Source organism: Perspicuibacillus lycopersici (assembly GCF_025660475.1).
GTDB classification, from domain to species: Bacteria; Bacillota; Bacilli; order Bacillales; family Caldibacillaceae; genus Perspicuibacillus; species Perspicuibacillus lycopersici.
In genome coordinates, this window is record NZ_JAOUSF010000003.1 from 432,041 (window position 1) to 454,612 (window position 22,572).

25 protein-coding genes and 1 pseudogene are annotated in these 22,572 nt (G+C 35.4%); 6 read left to right on the forward strand and 20 right to left on the reverse strand.

All coding sequences use genetic code 11. From position 1 onward, the window contains the following. Positions 1 to 25: 25 nt before the first annotated feature. The 3 genes from lepA to gpr form a co-directional block, all read right to left on the reverse strand. A complete protein-coding gene (gene lepA / locus OEV98_RS10215; RefSeq protein ID WP_263073171.1) occupies positions 26 to 1,852 on the reverse strand; it encodes a translation elongation factor 4 in 1,827 nt (608 codons plus the stop codon). 313 nt (positions 1,853 to 2,165) lie between these two features. Next, entirely contained in the window at positions 2,166 to 2,486 is a 321-nt protein-coding gene (locus tag OEV98_RS10220; RefSeq protein ID WP_263073172.1) for a YqxA family protein, read from the reverse strand. Positions 2,487 to 2,595: 109 nt separating this feature from the next. Next, positions 2,596 to 3,705 (reverse strand): GPR endopeptidase, encoded by a 1,110-nt coding sequence (gene gpr, locus OEV98_RS10225; RefSeq protein WP_263073173.1) that lies wholly within the window; start codon positions 3,703 to 3,705, stop codon positions 2,596 to 2,598. 253 nt (positions 3,706 to 3,958) lie between these two features. Between gpr and rpsT the strand changes: the two genes are divergently transcribed. Further along, complete coding sequence (gene rpsT, locus OEV98_RS10230; protein WP_263073174.1) at positions 3,959 to 4,225, forward strand: 30S ribosomal protein S20; 267 nt, start codon at positions 3,959 to 3,961, stop codon at positions 4,223 to 4,225. A gap of 206 nt (positions 4,226 to 4,431) precedes the next feature. Here the strand turns inward: rpsT and OEV98_RS17825 are convergent. Together OEV98_RS17825 and holA are read right to left on the reverse strand one after the other, a co-directional pair. Then, a pseudogene (locus tag OEV98_RS17825) lies at positions 4,432 to 4,503 on the reverse strand (IS3 family transposase); the annotation flags it as partial. A gap of 214 nt (positions 4,504 to 4,717) precedes the next feature. Beyond that, complete coding sequence (gene holA / locus OEV98_RS10235; protein WP_263073175.1) at positions 4,718 to 5,737, reverse strand: DNA polymerase III subunit delta; 1,020 nt, start codon at positions 5,735 to 5,737, stop codon at positions 4,718 to 4,720. Between the two features lie 312 nt (positions 5,738 to 6,049). Between holA and OEV98_RS10240 the strand changes: the two genes are divergently transcribed. Continuing rightward, entirely contained in the window at positions 6,050 to 6,184 is a 135-nt protein-coding gene (locus OEV98_RS10240) for a YqzM family protein (protein ID WP_263073176.1), read from the forward strand. A gap of 110 nt (positions 6,185 to 6,294) precedes the next feature. Here the strand turns inward: OEV98_RS10240 and OEV98_RS10245 are convergent, their stop codons facing one another. The 3 genes from OEV98_RS10245 to OEV98_RS10255 all read right to left on the reverse strand — a co-directional run bounded on the left by OEV98_RS10245 (position 6,295) and on the right by OEV98_RS10255 (position 10,005). Further along, positions 6,295 to 8,595, reverse strand: a complete 2,301-nt coding sequence (locus tag OEV98_RS10245) for a DNA internalization-related competence protein ComEC/Rec2 (RefSeq protein WP_263073177.1) — start codon at positions 8,593 to 8,595, stop codon at positions 6,295 to 6,297. Between the two features lie 123 nt (positions 8,596 to 8,718). Then, on the reverse strand, positions 8,719 to 9,279 hold the full coding sequence (locus OEV98_RS10250) for a ComE operon protein 2 (RefSeq protein WP_263073178.1): 561 nt from the start codon (positions 9,277 to 9,279) through the stop codon (positions 8,719 to 8,721). Between the two features lie 72 nt (positions 9,280 to 9,351). Next, positions 9,352 to 10,005 carry a helix-hairpin-helix domain-containing protein gene (locus OEV98_RS10255; RefSeq protein WP_263073179.1) on the reverse strand — a complete coding sequence of 218 codons (654 nt, stop codon included), beginning with the start codon at positions 10,003 to 10,005 and terminating at the stop codon, positions 9,352 to 9,354. 83 nt (positions 10,006 to 10,088) lie between these two features. On the opposite strand from OEV98_RS10255, the gene comER reads away from it, so the two are divergent. After that, a complete protein-coding gene (gene comER / locus OEV98_RS10260; RefSeq protein WP_263073180.1) occupies positions 10,089 to 10,922 on the forward strand; it encodes a late competence protein ComER in 834 nt (277 codons plus the stop codon). Between the two features lie 324 nt (positions 10,923 to 11,246). On the opposite strand, the gene OEV98_RS10265 is transcribed toward comER, so the two are convergent. From OEV98_RS10265 to OEV98_RS10295, 7 genes are all read right to left on the reverse strand, one after another. Further along, the gene (locus tag OEV98_RS10265; protein WP_263073181.1) at positions 11,247 to 11,993 is read right to left on the reverse strand and encodes a class I SAM-dependent DNA methyltransferase; all 747 of its coding nucleotides are present in this window, start codon (positions 11,991 to 11,993) and stop codon (positions 11,247 to 11,249) included. Further along, entirely contained in the window at positions 11,990 to 12,349 is a 360-nt protein-coding gene (rsfS, locus tag OEV98_RS10270) for a ribosome silencing factor (protein WP_263073182.1), read from the reverse strand. The genes OEV98_RS10265 and rsfS overlap by 4 nt, the downstream gene beginning before the upstream one ends. After that, on the reverse strand, positions 12,342 to 12,923 hold the full coding sequence (yqeK, locus tag OEV98_RS10275; protein WP_263073183.1) for a bis(5'-nucleosyl)-tetraphosphatase (symmetrical) YqeK: 582 nt from the start codon (positions 12,921 to 12,923) through the stop codon (positions 12,342 to 12,344). Before yqeK ends, rsfS begins: the two co-directional genes overlap by 8 nt. Beyond that, positions 12,910 to 13,482 (reverse strand): nicotinate-nucleotide adenylyltransferase, encoded by a 573-nt coding sequence (locus tag OEV98_RS10280; protein WP_263073184.1) that lies wholly within the window; start codon positions 13,480 to 13,482, stop codon positions 12,910 to 12,912. The genes yqeK and OEV98_RS10280 overlap by 14 nt, the downstream gene beginning before the upstream one ends. Positions 13,483 to 13,487: 5 nt before the next feature. After that, positions 13,488 to 13,781, reverse strand: coding sequence for a ribosome assembly RNA-binding protein YhbY (yhbY, locus tag OEV98_RS10285; RefSeq protein ID WP_263073185.1), 294 nt, complete (start codon positions 13,779 to 13,781; stop codon positions 13,488 to 13,490). Between the two features lie 187 nt (positions 13,782 to 13,968). Further along, on the reverse strand, positions 13,969 to 15,072 hold the full coding sequence (gene yqeH / locus OEV98_RS10290) for a ribosome biogenesis GTPase YqeH (protein WP_263073186.1): 1,104 nt from the start codon (positions 15,070 to 15,072) through the stop codon (positions 13,969 to 13,971). Then, entirely contained in the window at positions 15,062 to 15,592 is a 531-nt protein-coding gene (locus tag OEV98_RS10295) for a YqeG family HAD IIIA-type phosphatase (RefSeq protein ID WP_263073187.1), read from the reverse strand. The genes yqeH and OEV98_RS10295 overlap by 11 nt, the downstream gene beginning before the upstream one ends. A 416-nt stretch (positions 15,593 to 16,008) precedes the next feature. Here OEV98_RS10295 and OEV98_RS10300 point away from each other — a divergent pair, with 416 nt between their 5' ends. Continuing rightward, positions 16,009 to 16,149, forward strand: a complete 141-nt coding sequence (locus OEV98_RS10300) for a sporulation histidine kinase inhibitor Sda (RefSeq protein WP_263073188.1) — start codon at positions 16,009 to 16,011, stop codon at positions 16,147 to 16,149. A gap of 100 nt (positions 16,150 to 16,249) precedes the next feature. Here the strand turns inward: OEV98_RS10300 and OEV98_RS10305 are convergent, their stop codons facing one another. Then, positions 16,250 to 17,029, reverse strand: coding sequence for a phosphatidylserine decarboxylase (locus OEV98_RS10305; RefSeq protein WP_263073189.1), 780 nt, complete (start codon positions 17,027 to 17,029; stop codon positions 16,250 to 16,252). A gap of 91 nt (positions 17,030 to 17,120) precedes the next feature. Here OEV98_RS10305 and pssA point away from each other — a divergent pair, with 91 nt between their 5' ends. Continuing rightward, positions 17,121 to 17,660, forward strand: a complete 540-nt coding sequence (gene pssA / locus OEV98_RS10310; RefSeq protein WP_263073190.1) for a CDP-diacylglycerol--serine O-phosphatidyltransferase — start codon at positions 17,121 to 17,123, stop codon at positions 17,658 to 17,660. A gap of 240 nt (positions 17,661 to 17,900) precedes the next feature. Here pssA and OEV98_RS10315 read toward each other — a convergent pair whose 3' ends face one another. Beyond that, positions 17,901 to 19,694 (reverse strand): M3 family oligoendopeptidase, encoded by a 1,794-nt coding sequence (locus OEV98_RS10315; protein ID WP_263073192.1) that lies wholly within the window; start codon positions 19,692 to 19,694, stop codon positions 17,901 to 17,903. 233 nt (positions 19,695 to 19,927) lie between these two features. Between OEV98_RS10315 and sigK the strand changes: the two genes are divergently transcribed. Beyond that, entirely contained in the window at positions 19,928 to 20,653 is a 726-nt protein-coding gene (sigK, locus tag OEV98_RS10320; protein ID WP_263073193.1) for an RNA polymerase sporulation sigma factor SigK, read from the forward strand. Between the two features lie 33 nt (positions 20,654 to 20,686). On the opposite strand, the gene OEV98_RS10325 is transcribed toward sigK, so the two are convergent. The 3 genes from OEV98_RS10325 to OEV98_RS10335 form a co-directional block, all read right to left on the reverse strand. After that, positions 20,687 to 20,941: a YrhC family protein gene (locus OEV98_RS10325; protein WP_263073194.1), complete on the reverse strand. Its 255-nt coding sequence runs from the start codon at positions 20,939 to 20,941 to the stop codon at positions 20,687 to 20,689. Between the two features lie 160 nt (positions 20,942 to 21,101). Further along, positions 21,102 to 21,794 carry a 5'-methylthioadenosine/S-adenosylhomocysteine nucleosidase gene (mtnN, locus tag OEV98_RS10330; protein ID WP_263073195.1) on the reverse strand — a complete coding sequence of 231 codons (693 nt, stop codon included), beginning with the start codon at positions 21,792 to 21,794 and terminating at the stop codon, positions 21,102 to 21,104. Between the two features lie 14 nt (positions 21,795 to 21,808). After that, on the reverse strand, positions 21,809 to 22,552 hold the full coding sequence (locus OEV98_RS10335) for a YrrS family protein (RefSeq protein WP_263073196.1): 744 nt from the start codon (positions 22,550 to 22,552) through the stop codon (positions 21,809 to 21,811). Positions 22,553 to 22,572: the final 20 nt, after the last annotated feature.

Sequence of the window (22,572 nt, forward strand, 5' to 3'; positions counted from 1 at the left end):
GGAATCTCAGCAGGAAAACAATACGTTATTTATTCTCATCAATTTTTAAAACTGCCATAAAGGCCTCTTGCGGAATTTCAACAGATCCTACTTGCTTCATTCGTTTTTTACCTTCTTTTTGCTTCTCTAATAATTTACGCTTCCGGGAAATATCTCCACCATAGCATTTCGCTAATACATTTTTTCGCATTGCTTTAATTGTTGAACGTGCAACTATTTTTGTTCCAATAGCTGCTTGAATCGGTACTTCAAATTGCTGACGTGGGATGATTTCTTTCAGCTTATCGACAATTACTTTTCCGCGATCATATGCTGAATCACGGTGAACAATGAAGCTAAGTGCATCTACCGTTTCGGCGTTTAATAAAATATCCATTTTCACTAATTTAGACGGACGATAGCCAATTAGCTCGTAATCAAAGGAAGCATAGCCCTTCGTGCTTGATTTCAATTGATCAAAGAAATCATAAACAATCTCGGATAATGGAATTTCATAAGTAATTGTGACACGTGATTGGTCTAAATATTGCATGTCAATGAAATTACCGCGTTTGTTTTGGCATAGCTCCATTATAGCTCCAACAAAATCATTTGGAACCATAATTGACGCTTTTACAAATGGCTCCTCGACACGATCAATCTTTTGTGGGTCTGGCATGTTCGAAGGATTATCCACTTGGATGGATTCGCCATCTGTTAAATACACATGATAGATAACACTCGGAGCAGTAGTAATTAAATCAATTTTAAATTCCCTTTCTATCCGCTCCTGAATAATTTCCATATGGAGTAAGCCTAAAAATCCACAACGGAAACCAAAGCCTAGTGCTTGTGATGTTTCTGGTTCGAATTGCAGGGCTGAATCATTTAATTGTAATTTTTCTAATGCTTCTCGAAGATCATTGTATTTAGCAGTATCAATTGGATAAAGTCCGCAGTATACCATCGGGTTTAGCTTTCGGTAACCTGGTAGTGGTTCACTGGCAGGGTTACTTGCACTTGTGATTGTATCCCCTACTCTTGTATCACCGACATTTTTAATCGATGCAGTTAAATAACCTACATCCCCAACGATTAGCTCATCTTTTTTAATTGGTTTCGGTGAATAAACGCCAAGTTCAGTTACTTCGAACTCCTTACCAGTTGCCATCATTCGAACCGTATCACCAACTTTTACAGATCCGTTGACTACTCGAATATAAGCAATAACACCTTTATATGGATCATATAATGAGTCAAATATTAATGCTTGTAATGGGGCATCTACATCTCCTGGTGGCGGTGGAACCTTCTCGACAATTTGCTCTAATATGTCTTCAATACCAATGCCTGCCTTTGCAGAGGCTAAAACTGCTTCTGAAGCATCTAAGCCAATAACATCCTCAATTTCTTGACGAACACGCTCAGGATCAGCACTTGGCAAATCAATTTTATTAATAACCGGGATAATTTCTAAATCATTGTCAAGTGCTAAATAAACATTAGCAAGTGTTTGTGCTTCAATTCCTTGGGCAGCATCAACGACAAGGATTGCCCCTTCACAGGCAGCTAAACTTCGCGATACTTCATATGTAAAGTCAACATGTCCAGGAGTATCTATTAGATGTAATATATACTCTTCACCGTTTTTCGCTTTATAAGATAGCTGAACTGCATTTAATTTAATGGTAATTCCACGTTCCCGTTCAAGATCCATTGAATCTAGCAATTGATCTTTCATTTCTCTGGCAGTTAGCGCTTGTGTTTTTTCTAAAATCCGGTCGGCCAAAGTCGATTTTCCATGATCAATATGGGCGATAATGGAAAAATTACGGATTTTTGATTGACGTTTTATTTTTTCTTCTCTATTCATTCCGTTCACTCCTGTAGACAAAGACAAATCACTAGCTTTGATTATAACAATAGACTTTTGTATATTCAATGAAAATCATTTTCGTTTAAGCTGTTTTCGAATCGATAATTGCTTTTTTTTTTGCCTGCACACTAAATACGCTCTGGTTGCCAATTTATTTTTACCTTAACGGATTGACAAGAGCGAACTTCCACACGTTGTTAACATGACAAGAATTCGTTATTAAATCTACCTAGCATCACTTTTACTATTTATCAACTGCCCGCTTTTTATAAAAAAAATATCCGTACGACAAGGTACGGAAAAAATAAATTCATGAAGGAAATAGGTTGGTTACAAAGTTGGAGATGAGATTGGATACTTTTTTTGCTATGTCTGTAAAGAAATTGTAGTTATTCATCTCTTCTAATATTTTCTTTTTCCCTTCAAGATCATGGCTAGTAACTGTTTCACCTAAAATAGTCGCTTCGTACTCGCCATTCGCTGCTTCTTCCACCGTGAAGGCTCCTGTGAAATTTTCGTCCGCATATCCCTTCATTTTTAGCAGTCCATGATTTGCTTCTTGGAAGCCTATAATGATTCCGAAAAACAGTATTCCTGCTACTATTAATGTTTTTAGTAAAAATCGAAACATAATCTCACCTTCTTTATAACCTTTAGCCAACGTTCATTTTGCTAGATTTATTACTAGAATATGCTTTTTATTTTGAAGTAGAACAATTTAGTAGAATTAATACTAGTGTTTAATGAGTTGTAAAGCCAGCATTTTCCTGATTTACTGCATCGTGAAGGGCAGCATTTAAACCTTCCGCAATAATATTTGCCATTCGTTCGATAAATACATCGACTTCTTTTGGTGTTACCATTAAATTATGACCGAGTGGTGCAAGTACTTCCCGTATTAAGGAACGTTTTTCTTCATCCTCCAATGTACCAACAATACCTAAAAAGCTCTTCCGATGCTCTTCACTCGGTAGATCATCATCGGTAAGCACCTTTTTCTCCCCAAAGGTTAAACCTGCTGGTGCTAGGGCACGGGATGGTCGATCTCCCTCTTTCAACTCTCTACCAAAATGCTTTAAAATATAATCTATCGTATCACTAGTAATAGATACAGCATCGACAACTGTAGGAACACCAATTGCTAGAACCGGGATTCCGAGCGTATTTTGACTTAATTCTTTACGTTTATTACCAACCCCAGAGCCAGGATGTATTCCCGTATCCGATATTTGAATCGTTGCATTGACCCTTTCAATGGAACGAGAAGCTAATGCATCAATAACGATTACAAAATCGGGGTTCGTCTTCTTCACAACACCTAAAATAATATCGCTCGTTTCTATTCCTGTAATCCCCATAACTCCAGGGGCTAGAGCACTAACTGGACGGTATCCTTGAGCGACTGTTTCAGGTTGGAGCTCAAACAGATGTCTAGTTACAAGCACATTTTCACATACAATCGGCCCAAGTGCATCTGGTGTAACATTCCAGTTTCCTAACCCTACAATTAAGCAGCTAGCATCCTTTGGTATCTGTAAATTTTTTAAGAAATGATGGAATTCCTTAGCAAAAATTTGTTCCGTTACTTTTTCTAATTCCTCATTCTGTAGCCGAATTGCTTGGCTTTCTAATGTCAAATAATTACCCGGTTTTTTTCCAATCGTCTTGGCACCCTCTGGGGAGATTTCCACTTCCGTTATTTTTACCCCTTGTTCGGTACGCTCCTTCACAATTACTCCCTTAATTTGGGAAAGGGACTGATCTTCTTTTTCTTGTTGTTCCGCTACCATATCCTTCGCTTCAATTGCCAAATCTGTTCGAACAGAATATAAACTTAAATCATTCTCCATCCTTCACAACCCTCTCCTTATTGATAAGTGCTAAATTATGTTAATCGCATATTTTATAAATCAATAGCATTTATTAAAATGTTTTGCTAAAATTAATATAGCCTTAATTTCAATGTTTCATTCGAAATGGTACGTTTTTCTATGCATACTATTGCATTATTGTCTATCCTTTGATAGAATATCATTTGTTCTTATTGTTGAAATTGAAGTCGAGTTTTTATAAATCTCGCATGTCACTAGGAGGTGAAGAGATTTGGCTAATATTAAATCAGCTATCAAACGTATTAAAACAAGTGAACTTAACAATGTACGTAACACATCTGCAAAATCAGCAATGCGTACTGCAATTAAAAAAGTAGAGGTTGCTGTTGCAAACAATGATGCTAATGCTGCAAAAGAAGCTTTAACTTTTGCTGTTCGCAAATTAGATAAAGCGGCTACTAAAGGTTTAATCCATAAAAACGCTGCTGCACGTCATAAATCACGTTTATCTAAAAAAGTGAATGCTCTAAACGCATAATTCAACTAGAAAATTTGGTTAAATGACCAAATTTTCTTTTTATATACGATGTGATTTAACGTAGACTCCGATTCGCCAAGATGCGTAAAATGTACAGTCTGCAGGCTTATAAATAGCCAACCATATATAAGAAAATAGTAAAAGTCGATCCAAAAAAGGATTGAACTGCACCTCGTCAAGTAGACAGTGAAAATAATATAATTAAGCTAAGCGGCTTTAGCTCTATATTCTATAGGGCTGAGGCCGTTTAGTCGTTTTGGATATCTATCATGATTATAAAAATGGTTTTTATCTGTTTACCTTATAGGGAGCATATCGCTCCTGTGGTTCTCGCCTGTAGCGCTAATCCCCCAGGAATCAAGCATGTCCGCTCCAACCAACCAACGCTTTCTACTCTTTCTATTCGATAAAAAAACTGTAGGCAAATGCGAAAATTTCAAGAGTTTGCCTACAGTCTGAAACGACCAAAAAAGGATTGGTTTTTGCTTTCCATCATTTCGTTAAAAATCGAATAAAAAATAATTCTAATAATTTCTCTTTATTTCCATAACCTGTTTTCATTTTATAATCTAATTCTGAGAGCTCATGAATTAATTTTAATAGCCACTCATCATCAAACAGACGTGTTTGATCAATTGCTAATTTCACCCGATATGGATGCGTTCGTAATGAAGAAGCAATTTGTTTTTGCGCATACCCTTTCTTTAATAAGGCTTTGACTTGGTAAATAAAGCGGAATTGATTCGCTATTACTGCTAATATTTTGATTGGTTCTTCATTTTGCTTTAATAAATCATAATAAATTTCTAATGCTCCTGCTAATTTTCGATGCACTACTTTATCTACTAAAGCAAAAATATTTTCTTCTAAAGAACGAGAAACTAGCAAATCAATGGTATCTAGTGCCACTGTCTCCCCTTCATTAGTATATAATAATAATTTATCAATTTCTTTGTTCAATATGGCCATATTCGCCCCAACTAAGTGATACAGCCTTTCAATAGCAGAGCTTTCAATTTGTTTCCCATTCATCCGAAATTGATGCTCAATCCAATTTTTAATTTCTGCCTCAGAAAGATTGTTCGCTTGAAGCACCGTAGCATTTTTGATGAGATTTTTAGTGATTTTTTTTCGTTCATCCAATTTTTCATACGGAGCAATAAATACGACAATCGAGGTTGGAACAGGATCCGCCAAATAGGCATCCAGCATTTTTAGATTGTGTTCCACTTTTTCTTTTACTTTTTCAGCGGTAAGAAAATATGGATTATGCATGATAACTACTTTCCGATCACCGAAAAAAGGAACTGTTTCACAATCCTCTAATGCTGCTTCTATTGAAATCTCTTCTAAGTCATAGTTCGAGAGATTAAATTCTAATTCCTCATCGGTTAATGCTTCACTTATGATTAAATTTTTGGTTTTATCGATTAAAAATTTTTCCACTCCATATAATAAATAGAGTGAGGAAAATTTTTTGTTTTTAATATCTTTCCAAAGTTTATCGTACATACTACTCTCCGATCTTTTCCATGATATTCATATCTTTATGTTAAAAAAAGATAAGGAATAAGTCAAAAAAGAATTGGATATACAATACCATAAAAATCAAAAAGGAATCGGCAAATCACGCCAATTCCCATTTATTTAAACGTTGAAATATAAAGCCCATGTATTCATTTATATTTCAACGGTGTTCTCTTATTTTTACCTTTCCTTATCTAAATATTTGTGACAACACTTGTCAGTTCAGGAAAAGGAATTGAATATGTAGATTTTTTTAGAATTTTCAAGTATACTTAGTTTGAAATAGGAGGGGTAGATGTGAACGAATTCGAACAAGACGTCCAATCGAAAAGAAATGACTTTACTGATACGATGGTTGGGATGGTAGTATCTTTCGGTTTTTTTGCAACTATTTTCATTGTCGCAGTTGTAATTAAACAAATTATTTCTTAATACCACTTCATGACTAGAAGAAAAGACTGCTGCCAAAATGGTGGCGGTCTTTTCTATATGGATATTATATGTGGTAAAGCTATTTTGGTTACAAAATAATACAGATCTTCTTAATCAATAACGGTAGAAAATCTCCCTTTATTTAAGAAAAAGGAATAAGAAACTGCCCCATTTTTATCTGTTCGGTATATATCTATAGTATTCTCCTGCAGTCTATCGAGAATTTCCTGATGTGGATGTCCATAGCGATTCCTTTCCCCAACAGAAATAATGGCCGCTTTCGGTTTGATTTTAGATAAAAATGGAGCTGTCGTGGAAGTATTACTTCCATGATGACCCACTTTTAGTATATCAACTCGTAACTGCGGATACTTCTCTATCAATTGTTTTTCCCCTGCTTCTTCCAAATCTCCAGTAAATAACCACCTCTTACCTGCAACTATTGCATAAATCACAATGGAAGCATCATTATCCGCTTCGTCCATTAACCTTGGAGCTAAAATATGAAAGTCATATTTTCCTTTAGCCCATTTTAATCCTTCATAAACGTGAATAACCTCTATATTTTTTTTATTAGCTAATGCAATTATTTCCAATTCAAATGCCTTTTTATGAATGGTATCCCCTACAAGCAATTGCTTTATTGGTAGCTTCTCGATAATCGTTTTTGCAGAACCAATATGATCCATATCCCCATGAGTTAAAATAAGCTTATCCAAGTGGGTAATTCCTCTGCTTTTCAACAATGGAAGAACTATTTTTTCTCCAGGATCATACGGATTCGCCTGTTCCTCCCATTCTTCCTGCGTATAGGAGATATTCCCTCCAGTGTCAATTAAATAATTCCCTTGATTAAAAGGTAACCGGATAAGGATGCTATCTCCTTGACCAACATCAATAAATGTAACTTCACCGAAAGGAGACCATTTTACAAATAAAAGCTGAAAAATTATTGGAGTGAATAATAAAAGAAAAAGTAATCCTTTTTTCTGTAACCAATATTTTTCGATTACAAAGAAAAGAACAATTATCGTGAAAAAGTAGAAAATAAACAGGAATACTGGTGGCTTTCCTAAGGTTATGGTAAACAAATCAAAATGACTAATCCAATTTGTAATCGAATTTGCAAGCTCCACTATTTTCATTAAGAGATTTGCGAAAAAATCAATCAACGAAGGCATAATGAGTATAATAATAAACATTACTATACATAGCGGTAGGATAATAAAGGAATACAATGGAACAAAAATAATATTCATAAGACAGCTGACTAGGGAAAATTCATAAAAGTGGAAAAGAATAACCGGTAACGAAGCAAGTTGGGCTAATAATGCAATAAGCACGCTGGAGGTAAGATATCGTGCATGCTTTTTCAAAATTGCGGATGATAATAATAAGCATGCCGTCACTAAATAGGAGAGCTGGAAGCCTACATGATAAATAATGGCCGGATTCCGCAGAATAAAGAAAAGGAACGAAAAACCAAGGGCATCTATTGGTAGGAACGTATCCTTCCATTTCGATAAAAATAGCACACACCATGACATAAATACCGCGCGATTAACAGAAGGTGACATGCCAGCAAAAACAGCATACAGCGGTAATACAAATAAGAGGAAGTTTCTTGCAAATTCCTTTGTAAAGCCGAATCGTAATAAAAGAAAAAATAGGCTAACTGATAAAATGGAGACATGCAAGCCAGAAATCGCAAGTAAATGAGATAAACCAAGTGATTGATATGCGGCTTGGTCTTCCTCCTCCATCCCTCGATCCTCTCCAAATAATAACGCATTAATAAATGGAGCTATATGTGTTGGAAACACTCGATTTACTTCAGCAATGCTATTTTCGCGGATAATCAGTAAGTAATCCAGGAACGTTCGTTTTCCAATATGACATTCTTTCATTTCATGAATTGTCATTGTGTAATAAATTTTTTCGGTTAATAAAAATTGCCGATAATTAAATGCATTAGGATTTCTTTGTTGGGAAGGAATTTCGTAATTTCCATTAACAGAACAAATGACACCAGGGTAGCTAATCGTCCTTAAATGATCTTTTTCAGTTTTCGAGTTTAGCCAATAGGAAACGGCAATCTTCCTGCCGTTTATGTTTACATTTGCGCTCATTTTATTCCCATCAAAAACAGGATATTCGATAAAACGAATCGTTTCATGCACATCTGTTTCAGGTACAGAAATAGGCACTGGAGAAAGATTTAGCTTAAAGAGGAGGAGCCAAAAACTAAAGCTCACGATTAGGAGATATATTCGATTTCTTGGAAGACGATAATGAAGCAGATGACAAAAGGAAATGAGGCTAATTAAACCAAGGGAAAAATCATAAAAGGATAAAAATCCGAGAAGCACGGTAAAGCTTAAATAAGCAAATATACCATAAAATATAGGCAAACACTCCCTCCATCAATAAATATACAGAGACAGATCTTGAGAATAAATTTACTACCTGAATTGGAATAAAGTTTCAATAAATAAAACTTTATTCCAATTCAAAAGTTATCAAAAAAACTTCCATTAATTAAATAATCGCTTTGCCCGTTCCACGAATGCCGCCTTTTGCGAATCTTTCAAATTAGCATTTGCTAATTCCTCTAACATTTCATTTACTAGCTGTTTCTTTTCCAGCTGGTTTTCATCAAAAAGATCCTTCGGAAACGGAACCTTTTGTACTTTTATATTCGCTTGTTCAAGAAGCTCTAATGCATACGGATGATTTTTATAATCCTCTGCATAATAGATTGCACGGATTCCCGATTGAATGATTCCTTTTGTGCATTGTAAGCATGGAAAATGCGTCACATAAATTTCGGCATTTTCTGTTGGAACACCAAATTTTGCGCATTGAATAACGGCATTCATTTCTGCATGAATCGTACGGACACAATGATTTTCAATCACGTAGCAGCCTTTTTCCATACAATGATCTCCACCAGCAATAGAGCCATTATAGCCACCAGCAATAACCCGCTTATCCCGAACAATAGTCGCTCCAACCATTAATCTTGTACATGTACTCCGAAGTGATAATATATGACTTTGTGCCATGAAATATTGATCCCAAGCGATTCTTTCCATTCCAAACGACTCCCTCTCCATAATGATTCCTATCATAAGTTTAGACAAGCTTACAAATAGGAGTCAATACTTTTATTGAACTGATATATTCTCCTTTAATTTTTCAAATGTTTTTTCACCTATTCCAGAAACATTCATTAAATCCGTTACTTCTTGAAAGGGACCATTTTCTTCTCGGTATTTGATAATCGCTTCTGCTTTTCCTGGCCCTATACCAGGAAGATTTTGCAGCATAGTGACATCTGCTTCATTAATGTTGATGATACTCCCATTTTCCTGGGAACCTTCTACTGGAGGTTTAGCGGCAGAAACAACTGCATTTGCTTCAATATCCTCCCCTATTTCTGGAACATAGATCACCATTTCATCACTAACCTTTTGCGATAAATTTACTTGATTTAGATCTGCTGTTTCGAGAAATCCACCCGCTTTTTCCACTACATCAATAATCCGATCCCCTTCTTTCATCGAATACACCCCCGGTTGCTGAATGGCACCTTTTACATCAACCTTAAAAACCATTGGCTCTGAATGTATCGCTTCACTCGTTTGGGCAGAAGGTTCTGGAGAAGCATTAGTCGCATTTGTCTCCAAAAGATTAGAATCTAAATTTGCGGATGTACGTAAACTTTCCTCTTCATGCATTTTTGTTAATAGTACGAAAATTGCTCCTATCGCGATAACTGTAATGAGTATTAACGTTTTTTTTTGCATAACCCAGTGCACGAATCATCACTCCTGTGTCATAAATTTCTCTTCCGTCTCATAATCTGTTATGAAACCGTCTTGTTAAAGGAGGGAGAATTGAATTGCAAATAGGTATCATTGGAACTGGGAACATGGGATCGATGTTAACGGAAAGTCTTATTATAAGTGATGCAATAAAGCCAAATAATATTTGTATTACGAATCGTACCATCTCAAAAGCATTAAAATTACAAGCGAAATATCCGGAAATCCATGTTCATTCAAATGCAGAGGAAGTGATTCAAAACAGTGATCTGCTTTTTCTTTGCATTAAACCGTTAGACATTCATCCTCTATTAAAAAAAATAAACCATTTACTTTCAGATAAAAAATGTCTTATTTCCATAACAAGTCCCATAACGGTGGAACAGTTGGAATCACTTTGCGCTTGTTCTTGTGCACGCGCAATACCGAGTATTACAAACCATGCATTGTCTGGCGTTTGTTTACTAACATTCGGAAAAAATTGTACGGAAGAATGGAAAAATACGTTGGTAGAGTTACTATCGAAGATTAGCAAACCGATCGAAATAGATAATGAAATAACTAGAGTTGCCTCTGATATTGTCAGCTGTGGACCTGCATTCTTTAGTTATTTGTTACGGAAATTTATTGACTCTGCTGTAAAGGAAACAAAAATTAGTGAGGAATTGGCTACACAGCTTGCCTCTGAAATGTTAATTGGTATGGGAAATTTAATAGAAAAGCAATTATACACTTTACCGAGCTTACAAGAGAAAGTTTGTGTAAAAGGCGGTATCACTGGAGAAGGAATAAAGGTTTTAGAAGCTAGTGATATTCATAGGAGCTTTAACCAATTATACCAAGCAACACACAAAAAATATCAAGAGGATTTAGATATTATTAAAGAGCAGTTTCAAATTCCAAATGTCTAATAAAACTATTCGACGTAAGGAAAGAAAGTCCTTCAAAAACGATAAAATATTTATAGAGCTGATTTTTTTTTGCTTTGGAAACAGATACCGATGCATGCATATAGCCTTACACACTAGAATAATAACAAAAGGCGTCAAGAGGATTTACTCTCGATGCCTTTTGTCCTGCTTGGGTGTTTTGTAGTTAATATATGTAGATTTCTGCTCCAAAGGCATGTTTTGTGCTGTCTTATCACGAAAAAGCTGGAGGCAACTTGAAAATTTTCCAGTTTGTCTACTGCTTGAAGTCTCTTAGTAAAAATGAATTTTTTCTATGTAAAGACTCTAATAGCGATTTTGAGCAGTAAAGAATATCCGTTCACTTGTATCCGTTACAGCTTCTCCAAAGTCAGCCTCGATTGATTGAATAGTAAAACCAGTATTAGTTAACCAATGTTTATATTGATTGATCGTATAGGTTTGTTGCTTATGTAATTCATCATATCGATCATACTGTGCCGTTTGTTCATCAAAAACAAAAAACGAAAGCTCATGTTCAATGGAATATGGTTGTTCTCCCTTGTAACTTGACCAAATATAAGAAATGTCATCGCCATTAAAGGCAAAAGTATTTCCTGCATATACCGAATCAATTTTATAGGTAGAATGAACATCAAATAATAATAACCCATCTGGCTTAAGAACTCGCTTCACAGACTGAAAGGTTTCAATAACTTCTTTTTCTGATGCTAAATAATTTAATGAATCGCAAAAAATGACGACAATATCAAATGGTCCAATACCTTCTAGCTCCGTCATATTTTGTTGATAAAACGGTATACGATAGCCTTTATTCATCGCTTTTTCATTCGCTACCGCTAACATATCCTCTGATAAATCGACTCCTGTCACCTGATATCCTTGCTCAGATAAGCGAATACTCATTTCACCAGTTCCACATGCTAAATCTAAAATGTTATTTGCATTCGGAGTATACTTTTCTTTTTGCTTTTGAAAAAAGCAAACCCACTTATCATATGGTGCTTCATCCATTAATTCATCGTACAAATAGGCGAATGATTGATAATTCATGGGGTCAATTCACTCTTCACATCAACAAAAGGCGCATCTCCCCATAATCTTTCCAAATTATAGTAGCCTCTTTCCTCGCGATGGAAAACATGGACAACGACGTCGCCTAAATCGACTAATACCCAACGCGCCTCATCAAATCCTTCTAGACGTTTAATGTTATAGCCCTTTTCATTTACTTTATCCTTTATTTCATTTGCGATTGCTTGCACTTGCTTATCAGAATTCCCATGACAAATAACAAAATAATCCGCGATTAATGAAATTCCTTGCATATTTAATACGAGAATATTTTCCGCTTTTTTGTCGTCCGCTGCATCTACAGCTGTTAATAATAAATCTTGGTTATTATTCATGAATAGACGATTCCTCCTTTTTCATTAAGAAATGATTATAAGTATGAAAGGTGTCAGGATAGATTGGAGCATTTTTCTTCATTAAAAACGCAATCGTATTACGTGAAGCCTGTAATATAGCATCATCCAAATTTTTCTTTGCCAAAGCTCTTACTTCGTCTACTCCTGGAAATTGTCGACCTGGCTCAATGTAATCAGCTATAAAGATAATTTTTTCTATTAGCGTCATTCCTGGTCTTCCGGTTGTATGATAGTATATGGCTTGGAATATATCTTTATCATCGATTCCTAGTTCTTTTTTTACTAAATAGGCTCCAGCCGGTGCATGCCAAAGCTCTGAATGATAATGCAATAAATCTTCTGGAAAATGTTCTTGAATAATAATATTCCGCATTTCTTCCTCCGGTCGATATTTCGCATAATCATGAAAAATTGCCGCTAGCTCTGTTTTCTTTTCATCACAGCCATACACTCGGGCTAAATCTAATGCCGTCTCTAGCACCCCTAACGTATGAATATAGCGTTTTTCTGGCAAATGTTTTTTTAAAATTTGTAATGCTTCATTTCGATCCATACAAACCGTTCTCCTCTATATAGTGTATGATATTATCCGGAATTAAGTAGTTCACAGATTCTCCTTTTACAATTTTCTCTCGTATCATAGAAGAAGAAATGTGAATGGAAGGGATATCGATAAACTGTACAGGGTATCGAGTTTCTCTTTTATAAAACGGACGATTCACTCCAATAAATTGAACAAGCTGAACAAGTTCATCAATTTTATACCACTTCGGCAAATACTCTACCATATCCGCCCCAATGATAAAATAAAACTGTGTATCCTTTTCTCGTTCCTTTAATAAAACCATCGTATCATATGTATATGATTTACCTTCACGTTCTAATTCAATAGATTCTATTTTAAATGAACGATGATTATTTATTGCTAATTGTAGCATAGTTAATCGGTTAGCATCAGTAGTATTGGAATCTTTAATCTTATGAGGAGGAACATGGTTTGGCATAAACCAAATTTCATTTAGCCGATATTTTTGCAAAACTTGATCAGCAATAATTAAATGTCCAATATGTGGTGGGTCAAAGGTACCACCTAGTATTCCGATTTTTTTCATGACCGTTACCGTGGTAAATTAATTTGTTTATTTTCTGCTGACTCTTTGTATAATACGATGGTATTACCAATAACTTGGACTAATTCTGCATTTGCCCCTTCTGATAGCTTTGCAGCAACAGTATCTTTATCTTCATCACAGTTTTGCAGAACGCTTACTTTAATTAACTCTCTTGCTTCGAGAACATCGGCAATTTGTCTTACCATATTGTCGTTTACTCCACCTTTACCTACTTGAAAAATCGGGTTCAGATGATGTGCCTTTGAACGTAAAAAACGTTTTTGTTTACCTGTTAACATGTAATCGTACTCCTTTATTTTAATAAGCCTTTTAAAAGTGCTTATTGTTAAGTCTTTATGTGCTTTGCATCCGCAGAATAAATACACTTTACTTTTTAGAGAAGCTCCATATATTCATTCTGCTTTTTCATTTTCCCTATAAAAATGTTACATAGCTGATTTCGAAATAGTTTCGTATTATTTTCATTTATATTAATGACGGTCTTACATACACGCGAACACCTTTTGGTACATAAGCTGCAATTACTGCTCCTGGTTCGGAGATTGTTACCCAACCTAGGCCAGAAAAGACTATATCCGTTTTACCATCCTTAATAGAAAATTCATGTCGAACGAGCGCCGGGAAATCTTCTAATTCATCCACACGTGGTGGCTGTAATAACTCCCCTTTGTGGTTTTCATACAAATCATCTGCTTTTTCAAGTTTTGTACGATGAATTGAGAGTTCATTTGATAAATAACAAACAAATGACCGTCTGCCACCTTTAATATAATCAAAGCGAGCTAGTCCACCAAAAAATAATGTTTGCTGTTCATTTAATTGATACACCTTTGGTTTTATTTCTTTTTTCGGTGTAATGATTTTTAAATCTTTTTTATTAACAAAATGGGCCATTTGATGATGATTAATAATTCCTGGCGTATCAATAATTGCCTTGCCATCATCTAAAGGAATTTCAATCATATCAAGAGTTGTACCTGGAAAATGTGAGGTCGTAATAACATCCTGTTCTCCAGATACTTCTTTAATAATCCGATTGATAAAGGTTGATTTTCCTACATTTGTACAACCAACAACATATACATCTTTACCGTTTCGGTATGTTTCAATTAGATCGATTACCTCTTGCATATACATACCTTTATCGGCACTTACTAACGTTACATCTACCGGCTTTAAGCCTAATTCCTTTGCTTGCTGCTTAATCCAATTGATTAGTCGATTTTTATTTGCTGATTTTGGAAGTAAATCGACTTTATTCCCTACAAGAAGGACATCATTTCCCCCTGCAAAGCGCTGAATGCCAGGTAACCAACTACCATTAAAATCAAAAATATCGACAATTTTTACGATTAACGCATCTGTTTTACCAACTTCATTTAATATCTTTAAAAAGTCATCATCGGTCAACCGTACGTCAGCAACTTCATTATAATGCTTCAATCGGAAGCAACGTTGACAAATAATCGGCTCTTTATTTAATGCTGAAGAAGGAGTGTAACCAAGCTCGCTTGGATCCTCTGTTTGAATTCTTGAACCACACCCAATACAAACAATTTCATTTTCCACTTGACGAACCCTCCCAATGAAGCAAGCCTTTTTTATCAAACCATTTTAATAGCTTCCGTTCGATTGAACGATTAATTCTCGTCATCCAACCATCTGTTTGTGCAACAGGGACAACTAAAATTGTATGAAAGCCGGAACGATTTCCACCTAATATATCAGTCAACAGCTGATCACCAATAACCACTGTTTCTTCTTTTTGTAAATCCATCATCGCTAATGCTTTACGGAATGCTTTTCCAATTGGCTTCTGTGCTTTATATATGTACCGAATACCAAGTGGCTCTGCAAAAGCATGAACACGCTTTTCATTATTATTCGATACAATTACGACATGTATCCCGTGATCGCTCATATTTTTAAACCATTGCGTTAACTTTGGTGTCGCAAGCGGTCGATCCCATTCTACGAGCGTATTATCTAAATCTGTAATAATTCCTTTAATATTTCTTTCCTTTAACAGTTCAGGAGTTATTTCATAAATTGATTTTACATAATCCTTCGGTAAAAATTTTTTTAACATAGCTACACCTCGAAATAATCTTTAACGTTTATCATCATACCGAAATTATCCACTCTTTTCAAAGTAAATCTATAAAATAGGCAAAATAATTATATGGCAATATAAAAAATCAACATTCGACATTTTTCCTAACAATCTGACAAATACAAAAAAGTTTTCGACAATTTCAACCCGAATTCTACAACTGTGGATAAGTTTATACACAAAATAACAATCGATAAAACCTCAGTTTCTATTTACTATTAACAAGTTAAACACAACTTATCCACTGTTTACTGTGGATAAAAGAACGGTTGTTCTTACGATTTAATTTTGATAAAGTAGCATTACAGCATACGAATCAACCTATTAGTATATGTGATATACAGCTAATTTATTACTAATAAATGGAGGTGAATGGTTCGAAACCGGAATAGATGAAAAATTTATCTGACGAACTATTACTTGAATCCTACTACAAAGCAAAGAAATTAAAATTATCTCCAGAATTTATTCGCCTAATCGAAAAGGAAATTCACCGCCGATCATTAACTCAAAAAATTAAAGCATCGTCTTAATGAAATAGAAATAAATTCCTAGTAAAATTATCCGCTACGTTCCTTAACATTTTTGTTCCTTGTTGGGGAACGTAATTTATTTTTATAGTATCCCTATTTATTATCGTATGTATCCGATGGTTTGTCCCATTTGTATTTGTCTTGTTTTCGTTAATGGGTCTGATAGGAAAAGTGTATCTTTCTCAAATAATAATATTACGGTTGATCCGAAGGAGAAATAAGCAATCTCCTCTCCCTTTTGCAATGTAGTTGATTTGTATGTATAGTCAATAGAATTTATAAACATCGCTCCCACTTTTACAATCGCTAAATGACCACCTAGGTACTTCAATTCCGTAACTTTACGATAATTTTTCGCTAATGGGTCCTTCCCGTAGCGCAATCCAATTCGATTGACTGGATAGGAATGCTTCCCAAGCTCCCATTGGCCGATTATTTCCCCATTGACCGGGCTATGAATCCGATGATAATTTGTTGGACTTAAATAAATTACCATATAAGTACCTAACGTATACTTAGCGGCAACCGAAGCTGATCCGAGTACTTCTACGACCGAGTATTTCTTTCCTTTTACTAGAAATTCCGTCTCATCGGTAATTTTACCTATAGCTTCAATAAAACCATCAACTGGACTTACTACGGTAAATTTATCAGCATCAATTACTCTTGCCTCGGATTTTATCCGACGAATAAATAATTGATGTAAGGTTGGATATGCTTGATAAGGTAGTTCTGCCTCCTCCATATTAATGTTGTATACTTTAATAAAATAAGGAATCAAGAGCCTACTCGTTTTTGACATAGCAAATTTTTGTAGTAATAAAGATGACCATTTGCGATTGGTCAATTCAATTAGTAAACGATAAATAGTTTTTATCATCTTATCCTCCAGAACATTTCTCTTTACGCACTATTGTAGAAAGCATAAAATATTATATGATATACGAAATTTTATGGAAAGGGGTGAAGTAATGTTTCGGACATCAGTCATTGATGCAACAATAAAAAAACTAAAAGCACAGTTGGCAAATTTGTTAACGATGATCAATTTATTTTTAGGTGGGTTCTCCATCATTTACACATTACAAGGAGAGCTTAATATTAGTGTATTTTTTATTTTCATGGCTGCTTTATTAGACAGATTCGACGGAATTGTGGCGAGAAAATTAAAAACCGAATCGGATTTAGGGAAGCAATTGGATTCCATGAGCGATATTATTTCCTTCGGTGTTGCCCCTGCACTTTTATTATATGAGGGAATAATTCATGGTTTTGCTACACCGGGTATTTTCTTTACTATTTTTTATATTGGCTGTGGTGCATTCCGTTTGGCTCGATTTAATATTAGTGAAAGTAATGGCTATTTTACAGGGCTACCGATTACTGCTGCTGGCTGTATTTTAACATTAATGTACTTAATGAATCCTATTATTCCACCGCAATTATATATGTTTTTCTTAGTCATATTATCATTCCTTATGGTTAGCCAATTTACGATAAAAAAAATATAAGGTAGAACACACCGTTTTTATATGCACGAGGCATTGGGTCATATTTTATGGAACTCATTTGCCTAACGCTAACTACAACTATATATTAGCATAACAAAAAAAGTATCGAGAATGTTCTCTCGATACTTTTTTAATCGAGCACAAATTTGCGCTCTTTTCTTTTGGCTGTTATCTAGCGGAGTGAATTCGGTCTGCGAGCTATATTAAAGCAACAACAAGAAACCCAAATACAGACTTTTTTTATTTCGTTAATTCTAGAAATTCTTCTACATCTTCAATGCAAAGATTTACTGCACTTTCCCAGAAATCACGTTTTGTCAAATCAACATTTAAGTGTTTTTTCGCAAGGTCTTCCACTGTCATTGATGCAGTATCCTTTAATAGTGCAATATATTTTTCTTCATAGCCCTTCCCTTCTCCAAGTGCTCTCGCGTAGATTCCTAGAGAGAATAAATATCCAAATGTATACGGGAAGTTATAGAACGGGGTGCCTGTAATGTAAAAATGCAATTTTGATGCCCAAAACATTGGATGGTATTGATCTAATGCATCACAATATGCTTCTTTTTGAGCAGCCTCCATTAATTGATTAAGTCTTTCCGCACTTACTAAACTAGTTTTTCGCTCTTCATAAAAGCTTGTTTCAAATAAAAAGCGGGCATGAATATTCATAAAAAATGCGGTCGAACGCTGAATTTTATCTTCTAATAAGGCAATTTTCTCTTCCTGTGATTTTGCCTGCTTCACGCTAGCATCCGCTACAATCATTTCAGCAAATGTAGAGGCAGTTTCTGCAACATTCATTGCATAGCCTTTGTTCATTGGATGAACATCTAGCATTGCATAGGAATGGAAGGCATGCCCTAATTCATGGGCTAATGTCGAAACGTTAGATGGGGTGCCAGAATAGGTCATAAAAATACGAGATTGTTTACTTTCTGGGAAGGATGTACAAAAACCTCCTGGACGTTTTCCATCTCTGTCCTCTGCTTCAATCCAACGATTTTCAAATGCCATTTGTGCAAAAGCAGGTAGTTTTTCTCCGAAGCGACCAAATTGTTCGAGAATAAATTCCGCTCCTTCTTGATATGGAATCTTTGTTTCTGTATCTGCTAACGGTGCACCGATATCAAACCAGGAAAGCTTTTCTAAGCCTAATAGCTTTGCTTTACGATTCAAATAATCAACAAATGGCTGTTTATTATCACGAATAACTGTCCACATCGTATCCAATGTTTCCTTCGTCATTCGGTTAATCGTTAATGGCTCTTTCAGAACATCCTCCCATCCCCGTTGTTTATATACATTTAGGCGGAAGCCTGCTAAATGGTTTAATGTTGCTGCAAAATAGTCTGCCTTATCTTGCCAAGTTTCTTCCCATTTACTAAATACTTGGGCACGGACATTGCGGTCAGGGCTAGATAATTTATTAGATGCTTGCCCTGCAGAAAGGAGTTTTTCTTCTCCATTTTCCGAAAAAGGTATTTTAATATTTTTTACAATTGTATTATAAAATTGACCCCAGCCATGATATCCATCAACACTTAATGAACTAATCACAGCTTCTTCTTCCTTAGATCTTTTTTCACTTGCACGGACGCGTCTTTCGTTTAGTGCAAAAGCTAACGGACTGAGTAAATCTGTGGATAGTAGCTGCTCCCAGACAACATCATCTATATTTTTTAGTTTTTCGTCCAATTGAATTAAAGCCTTTTGAAACACAGCGCTTAATTGTGTTACTTGGCCCCTCAATTTGTTCGCTTGTTTGTCATGCATATTCTGTGCTTCTAGGCAGCTTGCAAAAGCACCCGCTTGTCTAATTTTATAACCAACCGCTTGAAATTCATCAATTAATTGATTGAAAGCTTCACTGTCTGCTGCACTTGAAGGAGGCTGCCAATTTTCAACATTTGCTAGAAATTGGTGCAGTTTTCCTTCTGTTACTTGTAAATGCACTTGAAACTCTGGAGAGTTACTACCTCCCGGAAATATGGTATCTAAATCCCAAGTATCTGTATATGTAATAGTAGTCAAATCATTTCCTCCTTTCAGCTATTATTTTTATTATAATATGATTTTTCACAAACTTCTATAATTATTCAAAAAATTTAGCTTCTCAAATAAAATGTAGGTACTTCTAATGTGAATTTTACTTTCCATTATTTTCTTGTAAATAAAAAATTCCGGACAGACACATTTTCCTAAAATTCCACATACGTATTACTTATAGGCAATGTATTGATGTTTGCTAGAGGTGAGGTGTGTCCATGTCAGGAATCTTATCAGCACTTAGTATTCTTTTTAAAGAGCTTGTATTTTTGGTCTCCTACGTAAAGAACAATGCCTTTCCACAACCTCTTACCCAGAGTGAAGAAAAGAAATATTTACGGCGGATGGCAGAGGGCGATATGGAAGCAAGAAATTTGCTGATTGAGCATAATTTACGTCTCGTTGCCCATATCGTCAAAAAGTTCGAGAATACCGGGGAGGATCAAGAGGATTTAATTTCTATAGGTACAATCGGACTAATTAAAGCAATTGAAAGCTTTTCAGAAGGGAAAGGGACAAAGCTCGCTACATATGCTGCAAGATGTATAGAGAATGAGATCCTTATGCATTTGCGAGCATTAAAAAAGACAAAAAAGGATGTTTCCTTACACGACCCAATAGGGCAGGATAAAGAAGGTAATGAAATAAGTTTAATCGATGTATTAAAATCAGAATCCGAAGATGTAATTGATACCATTCAGTTAAATATGGAATTAGAAAAGGTGAAGGAATACATCGGGGTATTAGATGAACGAGAAAAAGAAGTTATTATCGGCAGATTTGGTCTTGATTTAAAGAAAGAGAAGACACAAAGAGAGATTGCAAAAGAATTAGGAATATCACGAAGCTATGTCTCTAGAATTGAAAAACGTGCTTTAATGAAAATGTTCCATGAATTTTATCGCGCAGAAAAAGAAAAGAAAAATCGACAAAATGAAAGTTAAAAAAGTCGGGATGACTTACTATCCCGACTTTATTTATTGTAGATGATGATTTTCCTCTGCTTCCAACTCTACTAATTTACGATGACATTGTACAGAAAAGTAACGGAAAATATAGGCAAATCCGATGAAAACTAATGTCGTAACAATCATCAGTAAAGTTTCCTGCAACGATTGGTCATTTCCCTTTATTAAAATTCCGATATACAAAAACGTACTGACTGCTATTAATATATGGGAGAAATTTTTATAATCGATTTCTTTTCCTTGTAAGTTTTTTATTTCCTTCATTCTACTCACCTACTATTATATGAACTTATTGCATGCTACTAGATTATCATAAAACGATCATGGATAGAGAATGTAAATAAACGTAGAACTGGAAAAAAGAGGATACAAAAAAGACAACCATCACCGGTTGTCTTCTCCATACAAACAAACGAAATAAATTTTATAATTGGTTAATGATCGCCATCACTAATTTTGCAGAGTTTACTGCTGCTGTTTCCAAATATTGTTCAAAAGAGATATTCGATTCTTTACCAGCAATATCTGATAATGAACGAATAATAACAAACGGAACACCAAACTGATAGGCAACCTGTGCAATTGCAGCAGCTTCCATTTCCACTGCCTGTAAATTAGTAAATCTTTTACCGATTGCTTGGACACGTTCTGGATCACTCATAAACGAATCGCCTGTTGCAATTAATCCTTTGACCGTTTGCACTTCAGAAATTTCCTTCGCACTTCGCACGGCTATTTCCTGTAACTTTTCATCCGCTACATATGCTGGAGGCATTTGTGGAACTTGCCCATATTCATACCCAAATACAGTTGCATCGACATCATGATGACGCACTTCTGTTGAAATAACAATATCGCCAACTTTCAAATCTGGATGAAGCCCACCAGCAGAACCAGTATTTATTACAACATCTGGTTTATATTTTTCTAATAAAATGGATGTTGACATTGCTGCATTTACTTTTCCAATACCTGATTTCAATAATACAACATCCTTATTATTCATTGTTCCTGAGGTGAATTCGGAGTTGGCAATTGTTTCCACCTGCTGATTTTTAATCTCATTTCGTAAAATAGTAACTTCTTCTTCCATTGCTCCGATAATTGCAATCTTCATTTTCGTGCTCCTAACTATTTTTTATCATTTTCTTTTAAATAATCTAGCTTCACTGGTTTCCAGCCTTGGCCATCATACCACTGTAAATATACACGATATGTTTGCGATTGATCTTTCGGCGAAATCGTTGCGATTACATCCCGATTAGGAACTTCCCCGCGTTCTAGCCACCAAACTGTCATATTATCCGCACTTACACCTGTAGCATATGCAATTGCTTTTTCCATTTCTTTTCTATCTGTTGTGCCTTCATCATATTGTGTAGTATGTTCACCTGTTTGGACGGTTCCGACAGGCTTCCAAGCGGAATTAACAATTGATTGCGATACATTTGGATCATTCGAGGTTTCTGTTATGATTTCACCTTCTTCAGAAGCTAGTTCGTCTTCAGCAGCAGAGTCTTCCTCTGTTACATCTTCTTCTCCAGCAGTTGCCCCTTCTTCCTGGTCAATCTCATCAATAGCTCCATTTTCCGGATTGTCAGATGCATTTTCTGTGCCCTCCGATTGATCAGTGGAATCTACTTGCTCCCCATTTTCATCTGTATTTGATAGTGATTGACTATTTTCACCCTCTTGCACCGTTTTCGCTGCTTGCCTATCCTCATCATGTGTTCCAAACAAAATATATCCGCCGACCATAACTAATAAAATAAATACAATTCCAATTAATATATTTAATATAAAATTTGTTTTTTTACGTTTTGAATGTTGTTCCACTCGAGAACGGCGAACCGGCGGGTAATAATTATTTGCCATAAGTTATTCCTCCCCATTGT